Source organism: Roseburia sp. AM59-24XD, assembly GCF_003478445.1.
Taxonomy (GTDB): Bacteria; Bacillota; Clostridia; order Lachnospirales; family Lachnospiraceae; genus Jutongia.
Window position 1 is genome coordinate 91,375 of the sequence record NZ_QUET01000012.1, and the last position, 8,409, is coordinate 99,783.

The 8,409-nt window shown below is 46.3% G+C and carries 7 protein-coding genes; all 7 read right to left on the reverse strand.

All coding sequences use genetic code 11. From position 1 onward, the window contains the following. Positions 1 to 153 precede the first annotated feature (153 nt). On the reverse strand, positions 154 to 1,956 hold the full coding sequence (locus tag DXA20_RS07595) for a hypothetical protein (protein WP_118559856.1): 1,803 nt from the start codon (positions 1,954 to 1,956) through the stop codon (positions 154 to 156). 124 nt (positions 1,957 to 2,080) lie between these two features. Next, on the reverse strand, positions 2,081 to 2,995 hold the full coding sequence (locus tag DXA20_RS07600) for a chemotaxis protein (protein WP_118559857.1): 915 nt from the start codon (positions 2,993 to 2,995) through the stop codon (positions 2,081 to 2,083). Between the two features lie 56 nt (positions 2,996 to 3,051). Continuing rightward, on the reverse strand, positions 3,052 to 3,762 hold the full coding sequence (locus tag DXA20_RS07605; protein WP_118559858.1) for a hypothetical protein: 711 nt from the start codon (positions 3,760 to 3,762) through the stop codon (positions 3,052 to 3,054). Positions 3,763 to 3,871: 109 nt separating this feature from the next. Continuing rightward, the gene (locus DXA20_RS07610; protein ID WP_022306683.1) at positions 3,872 to 5,449 is read right to left on the reverse strand and encodes a sensor histidine kinase; all 1,578 of its coding nucleotides are present in this window, start codon (positions 5,447 to 5,449) and stop codon (positions 3,872 to 3,874) included. 6 nt (positions 5,450 to 5,455) lie between these two features. Beyond that, positions 5,456 to 6,127: a response regulator transcription factor gene (locus DXA20_RS07615; protein ID WP_022306684.1), complete on the reverse strand. Its 672-nt coding sequence runs from the start codon at positions 6,125 to 6,127 to the stop codon at positions 5,456 to 5,458. 31 nt (positions 6,128 to 6,158) lie between these two features. Beyond that, a complete protein-coding gene (locus tag DXA20_RS07620) occupies positions 6,159 to 7,277 on the reverse strand; it encodes an FKBP-type peptidyl-prolyl cis-trans isomerase (protein ID WP_158577165.1) in 1,119 nt (372 codons plus the stop codon). Positions 7,278 to 7,342: 65 nt separating this feature from the next. Further along, positions 7,343 to 8,017, reverse strand: a complete 675-nt coding sequence (locus DXA20_RS07625; RefSeq protein WP_118559860.1) for an HAD hydrolase-like protein — start codon at positions 8,015 to 8,017, stop codon at positions 7,343 to 7,345. Positions 8,018 to 8,409: the final 392 nt, after the last annotated feature.

The window sequence follows — 8,409 nt, forward strand, 5'->3', positions numbered from 1 at the left end:
AGTTTCTCATGACGAATAAATACGAACATATATAGCAACAGCCCGGTGGAATCCCCCACCGGGCTGTTGCTATGTCATATATCTGCGCACGATTTCTGCGCATGACGGAGTTTCTAAGAAACTCCTAATATGAGTCCTTGGGGACTCATTATGTTATGACTGCTTCTTCATGGCGATCGCAACCACCTTATCCGTGTAGGAAGTCTTATCCAGAACAAGAAGCTCCCTTGCCTGCGACTCTGACAAACCATACTCCTCATCAAGCAGTGTTACGATCTTGTCCCTGCAGGAATCAAGATCCTCCTCCACCTCAAGACTCTTGGCAGTATCAAGATTCTCATCGTACTTCTTCAGACCTACCAGCAATGCATTGAGTGCATCCGGATAATACTTCATATTATCATAATTCTCATAGGAATTGAGCGCCCGCTGCACCTTCATCACTGTGACGATCTTATCGTATGTCTCCTGATCCGATTTCTTCATGTCCGTACCAAGAATCTCCTGATATGCATCGGTATATTTTCCGGCATCAAAGAAGCTCGTTGCCTCCTTGATCGTTGAACGGTAGCTGAAGATCTTCGTTCCGGAAATCTCTGCTGCAAGAAACATTGCCGCCAGGATCACTACAATGGAAACACCGACTTTATTCAGCTTGCCGGTAACCTCTAATTCAGCCTCCGCATCCTCTTCGGCTTTCTTTGCTTCCTTCTCTGCCTTTTTGGCTGCCTTCTCTTCCTCTTTTGCCGCTTTCTTTAATTCCTTTTCTTCCGCCTTTGCTTTCTTAGCTTCCGCTTTCTCCTCTGCCTTCGCCGCTTTTGCTGCCTTTTTCTCCTCTTTAGCTGCCTCTGCCGCTTCCTTCCTGGCTGCCTCTTCTTCCTGTTCTCTGGCTCGCTCGGCAAGCTCAGCTTCCGCAATCTCATCCGTAACAACATTGCCAAACAGACGCTTCAACAGTCCCGGTTTCTTCGTCACTTCCTGTACCTCAGAAAGCTCCTCCGGAATATCACTGCCGCCAAGTCCTTCCAGCAATGCCTGCATGTCATCATCCGGATTGTCCATTCCATCCTCGTCGAGTGCCAGAATGTCATCCAGACTGAAGGTCTCCTCCTCAGGCTCTACAAGTGCATCTGCTACCTCCGCCCGGGTCTCATCCTGCTCCGGTTCTACCAGTGCATCCGCCACCTCCGGCACAGTCTCATTCTGCTCAGGCTCCACAAGCATATCCGCCGCTTCCGGTTTTGGCTCATCCGCCTCCGGTTCAACAAGTGCGTCTGTCACTTCCGTGCCTGCTGTCTTCGGTGCTAAAAGGGCATCCATTGCAGCCTGCATATCATCCTCTGCGGACTCTGATTCATTCCGCGTCTCGCCCAGGCTCTCTGCCGCGTCCTGTATTGTCCCGGCAACCGGCATCTCATCCTCCTTAGCCTGTGAAATATCGACCTCTCCGGAATCTCCGGCTCCATCATCCTCCTCAGTGTCGAGGGAATCGAATGCCAGCAGTGATTCCAGATCATCCGGAATGCTGTCCTGCAAAGAGACCTCATCCTCTTTACTGTCCGGCGCGATATCATTACTCTCAGGCTCCGCCACACCTCCTGCAGCATCCAGATCATTTAAGAAATCTCCCACCAGATCATCAAGTGATGCCTCAGGCTCTTCCGTCACCTGTGCTTTCTCCACTGTCTCTGCCTGATTGTATTGTTCCGGCACCTCATCTGTCACCAAGGGCTGCTGTTCCGGCAGCTTCTCTGTCATGTCAGCCGGAATATCCTCCTCATCCCCATTCAGATCAAGATCGGAAATATCCCCAAGATCATCCAGATCGGCAAAATCGTCTTCGCCCATGAGACTGCTTAAATCCTCCAGATCCACAAAATCTGCAAGCTTGTCATATTCACTTTTCTCTTCTTCTGCAGCATCTACTGCCGCATCCTTGATATCCTCTTCGCTCAAGCCATTATCTCCTTAATTACCTGTTCTTTATCTGCCCTTTGACCGCTCCATCTGCTCTGTCAATCTCCAGAATTCCGTCAATCACTCAATCAATTCTGTCAATCTGCAAAATTACGTCAACCTTTTAATCTGCCCTGTCAATCTGCAGGATCTCATCAATCGCTCCGACAAGCTGACCGATCTCCGGTTTGGAAAGCTGCATATCTGCTCCCAGACTCTCTCCCTTTTTGCGCATCTCCGTGTTGATCAGAGAAGAGAAAATGATAACCGGAATATGTGCCATATTCTCATTGCTTTTGATCAGCTTGGTCAGATGATGTCCATCCATCTGTGGCATCTCGATATCTGTGATCACGCAGGCAACCTTCTCATCAAGAACACCCTTCTGCTCATATGCTGTCAGCTTATCCCAGCATTCCTTTCCGTTCGCTGTGATATCTACATTATTAAATCCTGCTCTCTTCAAACAATCCAGAAGCATCTTTCCCAGAAGCTGTGAATCCTCTGCAATAAGAATCGGAGAATCCACTCTTGTTCTGCCACTCATATGATCGATATCAGAAACCTTCAGTCCCGTCTCCGGATTGATCTGTGCTACTATCTTCTCAAAATCAAGTATAATGATCAGCTTTTCCCCGATCCGGATAATTCCCGTCGCCATCCCCATGCCTGACGCATTGATCGTCGAATCCGGCTCAATGATATCCTCCCAGGAAACTCTGTGGATTCCCTCCACGCCCTGTACATGAAAGGCTGTATTCAGCTTATTGAAATTCGTTACGATATACATATCCCCCGCCGTAGATGCTGCCTTCGGGATATTCATCACGGTAGAAAGATCCACAATAGAAATGACCTCATCTCTCGGCATAAAGATTCCCTCGATCCTTGCATCTGCATTCGGGATTGGTGTCGGCTTCTGATACGGAAGGATTTCCCGTATCTTCGCCACATTAATACCATAATAGTTCTTGCCCACACGAAATTCCAATATCTCCAGCTCGTTTGTTCCACTCTCCAATAAAATACCTGTCTCCATATAAACCTCAATCCTTTCTATATTCCTGTTATCCCCGGATAACAGTAGCTTCCTTGCTAATGAACAGCAATCTCTCCCGTAACTTTTCCATCCGTCACCTGAATCACCGGATTCTGAAGTTTCTGCTTCCCGTCAATCTCAAATACCAAAACCGCCTCGGAATTTCGACCGGCCTTCATGTTCTCCTTATAATACTGCAGGTCATTCTGCAATATCGTCATCAACGGTTTTCCTAATACTTCGCCGTCAGAGACCAGTGTATACTCAAGATCCTTCTTGAGAAGATTCACCTTCTGCCGTATAGATGCCTGATTCTTCACACGAAAATGCACAATATAAAGCTTGCTGCCACTATGCGCAGTGACCGCTGCATCTGCAGAACCATACGTCTGCTTCAGTTCACTGGACATCATTTTAATGTCTACCTGCTTCAGATCAAACACCTTTTCTGCCGGAACTGTCGCTGCCACCTCACCGGTACCGTCAGAATCGTTTCCTGCTACAGCAGAACCGGACGGTGTTGCCGTCGTCTGTACCGGTTTGCTTGTCGGAACCGGTGTCGGTGTCGGCGTTGCCCGTAAAATACTTCTGTCATAGTCAAGCATATCGTCATTATTCTTATCATATTTGAGCAGTGCACCTGCCATATACTCCGCTTCCATATCACGATTAACATGATCCAGATCCGGAACAGAACCACAGCCTGTCAGCGTAAACGCCATTACGGCAGCCGCTGCGATCAGTCTTTTATTGGTATGAATCTTCATCTCTCATAATCCCCTTATTCTGTGCGAAAAGTCTCTCGGGCTAATGCTTATATTGTAGCATATTTTCTGTTTCCACGCAATGATTTCAACTCTGCCGCCCTGCGCCGGATCAATGGCTCTGACGGTCAAGATCAAACCAGAATTCCACACCGTCATGACAGTTTTTTACACCGCACTGCTGATTCATGGCGTCCACGATTGCCTTTACGATAGAAAGACCGATTCCGCTGCCTCCGTAAGCTCTTGTTCTTGCCTTGTCCACCTTATAAAACTTGATCCAGATCTTGTCCAGCTCATCCTCCGGAATCTGTTTTCCTGTATTAAATACACGGATACGGACAACCTTTTCCCGCATTTCCAGCGTAACACGGATCCTCTTCTCCCCATCCACATGATTGATCGCATTGCTAATATAATTCGTCACGATCTCCTCCACCATGTACTCGTCAGCCCAGACGTAAACCGGCTCAGTCTCCTCCATGTAGATCTCCGCATCCTTCTGGTCCGCAAGAAGCGATGCCGACTGGATCACTGAACGGATCACCTGAACGATATCAAAGCGTTCAAAATTGATCTGGTTCTTACCAAATTCGATCTGATTCAGCGTCAGAAGCTTCTTGACCATTTTGTTCATTTTATTGGCTTCATCAATAATGACATCGCAATAAAATTCCCTGCTCTCGCTGTCATCATTGATATTATCATGAAGTCCCTCCGCATATCCCTGGATCAGTGCGATCGGCGTCTTTAATTCGTGGGACACATTCGACAGGAAATCCTTACGCATCTCGTCAATCTGAATCTTATTTTCAATGTCCTTCTGCAGCTCATTGTTGGCAGATTTAAGCTCGGAGATTGTCTCCTCTAAGCGTTCCGACAGCATATTAATGCTGTTGCCAAGCCTGCCGATCTCATCCTCCGTGGTGACCGGATATTTTGCTTCAAAATCTAACTGCGACATTCTCGTTGCAATGTCGGTCAGATAAACGATCGGCTTCGTAAAGCTGTTACCGATCATAAACAAAATGATTCCGGATATCAGCACAGCGATCACACCGATATAAGCAAGAAAACGGTTAGAAACCGCTACACTCTCCTTCATACTCTGATAGTTGGTGCTGATATAAACAAAATCGCCGGAGTCAATACGACCGAACAATTCCAGATAATAGGAGCCGATACGCTCATCATAGGATTTAAATACCTGATATTTGTCATTCCCCTTGATAAGTTCTCTGCTCTTTCCCTCAACATAACCATTCACCAGACCAATAACATAGTCCATGGTCTTGTCGCGTACATTCTGCTTCTGGACATTACTCAGGGAATCTGCAGACGGATAACAGAAGGTATACTGCAGCATTCCAAAATAATCATTGATCCGGAACAGGTATGCATTCATGGATCCGTTTTCGGTCAGAGAATCCAGAGTATTAATGCTCTTTTCAGACAGACCGCTGTCGCTTGGATTCCCCTGCTGCTCGCTGTCGTTCTTCACAATATGATTGATCTTACGGAAGGAAGCGGACAACGTGCTTATCTTGCTATGCTGATAGTACATCGGCAAAAAAAGTTGATTGGTAAGCCAGCAGCCAAGGATCGTCAGTGCAAGGATACTGCACAAAACCACGATCAGCTTTGTTTTGATCGAACTGATCTTTCGAAAGGAAACGTTCTTATTTCTCATCGTCAATTACACCTCAAATTTGTACCCCATTCCCCAGATTGTCTTAATATACTCACCCTTGTCACCGAGCTTGCTTCTAAGCTTTTTGACATGTGTATCGATCGTACGGGCATCGCCAAAATAATCATAATTCCAGACATTATTCAAAATACGCTCTCTGGACAGCGCTACCCCCTGATTGTTGATAAAATAAGTAAGAAGCTCAAACTCCTTGTAGCTGAGCTCGATGTTTTTGCCATCGATCTTGACCTCATGGGCTGCCTGATTCAGCACAATGCCTCCAACCTCCTTAACGCCCTCTTCGAGGGCATTGGTACGGCGAAGGATTGCTTCCACACGCGCCACAAGGATCTTTGGACTAAACGGCTTGGACACATACTCATCCACGCCCAGATCAAACCCCTGCAGCTCATCCTTCTCGTCACTTTTAGCGGTCAGCATAATGATCGGCACCTGAGAATATTTGCGGATCTCACGGCATACCTGCCATCCGTCCATCTTTGGCATCATAACATCCAAAATGATCAGAGCGATATCCTTATTGGCATAAAACAGGTCCACTGCTTCCTCTCCATCGCCGGCTTCCATCACTTCAAAATTCTGCTTCACCAGAAAGTCACGGACAAGCTTGCGCATTCTCTGCTCATCATCCACAACCAATATCTTTAATTTGTCCATTGTAAGACCTCCTTTAATACCATATATACCATCAACCGGAATACTTCGCATGATCGGCAATCCATGTTTTTACTTTTTCCAACAACAACTGACGCTGCAGATATTCTTTGTTTGCTTTCTCATATTCCTTTGCGGAATCGTATTCATCGGACATATCCTCATACTGTGTCTTGACATATTTTTCGAACTCTTCTTCGGTATAACTGATGTCCTCCTTCTGGGCGATTGCTTCAGAAGCAAGATATTCCTTGGCAGTGTCCTTGGCCAGAGGTGTCAGATCTGTCTTGGTAAACTCCGCCTCGTCCGTGTAGCCAAACATCGGGAAAATCTCTTCTTTGCTGCAATTGTAAACAGAAGCCATGTCATAGTAACCCTGAAGCACTTCCTTCTTGGAAGCCTCCAGCAAGGACTTTGGATACTTCTTCGCCTCACAGGTCTCAAGTACATCCGACCATGCATATTCTGCCTTCTGTTCCTCATTCTCCTTATGCAGTTTCTCCCTGAGGTAATTATTGTACTCCTCGGTTGTCTTGTATTTCTTGGAAATAGATTTCACAAAATCATCCGAATACTCCGGCAGATTTTCCTCACCGCAGATATAAAGCACAGTCGCATGAAACTCTACATTCTTGCCGTCAATCGTCGGATCATCATAGGTTCCTTCCGGCACTGCAACGGTAAACACAACGGAATCCCCTGTCTGCACACCGGTCAGATTCTCCTCAAAGCCATCCAGCCAGTCACCGGAGCCAAGCTCTACATAATCCTCTCCGCAAGTGGCATCCATCTTCTGTCCGTCCACATATCCCTCAAAGGAAGCACGGATCGTCTGTCCTGTCTGCGTTGTTCCTGCAAGCTGCTGATAGGTTGCATTTTCTTCCCGTATATTGTCGATCTCGTCCTGCAGATCCTCATCCGTCACTTCAAGAGAAACCTGCACGCCCTTATATTCACCGATCGTCACATACTGTACCGGATCATAATCCAGCTTGTCTCCGACCGATTTATGCTGCTGCCACCAGAAGATTCCTCCTGCAGCCACTGCCACGACAGCAAGCCCTGTCACTGCCATGATCACTTTCTTCTTTTTCTTTGCCGCAGCCATCTGAGCTGCTCTTTTCCTGCTGTTTGCCTTTTTGTTTTTACTCATAATAATCCTTTCTGTCTGGTCGTTTTCTTTCTGATATAACATAAGAGTTTCTTCCTATTAAATAACTATCTTTCCTTCATCCCTTCATCACCCACAATCTCCAGGACATCCGATACGCTGTGTGCAATATAATCTGCCCCTGCCTGCTCTAATTCTCCCGGCTCCGCAAATCCATAATATACTCCAAGGGATTCAATCCCGCATTTCCCGGCTCCGATGATATCGTGACGCCGGTCTCCTACCATAATGACATCCCGGTATTCCTCTTTGGAAATATTAAGACGCCGCAGAGCCTCTCTGATCACCTCTGCCTTATCGTTACGTGTGCCGTCCAGCTCGCTCCCCACTGTCTCATCGAAATATTTCATCAGATGAAAATGCTGCAGGATCCGGACCGCATATGTCTCCGGCTTGGAGGTTGCCAGTGCAAGAAGCTTACCCTGCTTCTTTAATTCTGACAGAACCTGCTCAATTCCTTCATATGGTTTGTTCTCAAACAAACCGATCACACCATATCTTTCCCGATACTTTGCAGTTGCCGTCACAGCCTCCTCACGGGTCATCCCGGTGATCTCCTGAAAACCGTCTACCAGAGGCGGTCCGATAAATTTTAATAAGGTCTCTCTATCCGGGATCTCCTTTCCCGCCGCTTCCAGTGCATAGACCACACAATTCAAGATTCCTTCATTAGAATCCGTCAGAGTGCCATCCAGATCAAACAAAATGTATTTCCATCCCATACTGCCTCTTTCTCACAGAAAACGTATCTGTGTGTATGCTGTTATGTCACTTGTATTCACCATATAATATAGAATATTTTGCCGCCGACCGCAAGCATTAACAAGAAACAAAAAGATCTCTGTATAATCCAAAAGGGCAAAACCTGCGTTTTGCCCTTGATTTCCGATGCGTTACGAATCCCTTTCGATATAATCAAAAAGAGCCCCGAGCTCTCTTGTGGATAACTCTCGTTATCCAGCGTATAATAGGGTGGGAGTAGAAAGTTTTCACTTTCTGAAACCTATTATACGAATTATATGTGTCTAAATTGTGTAAATATTGTAAACAATTTATTCATATTTTCAAAAATATTCCATACTTGTATACAGGTATTTTGTATACAAGTATTTTT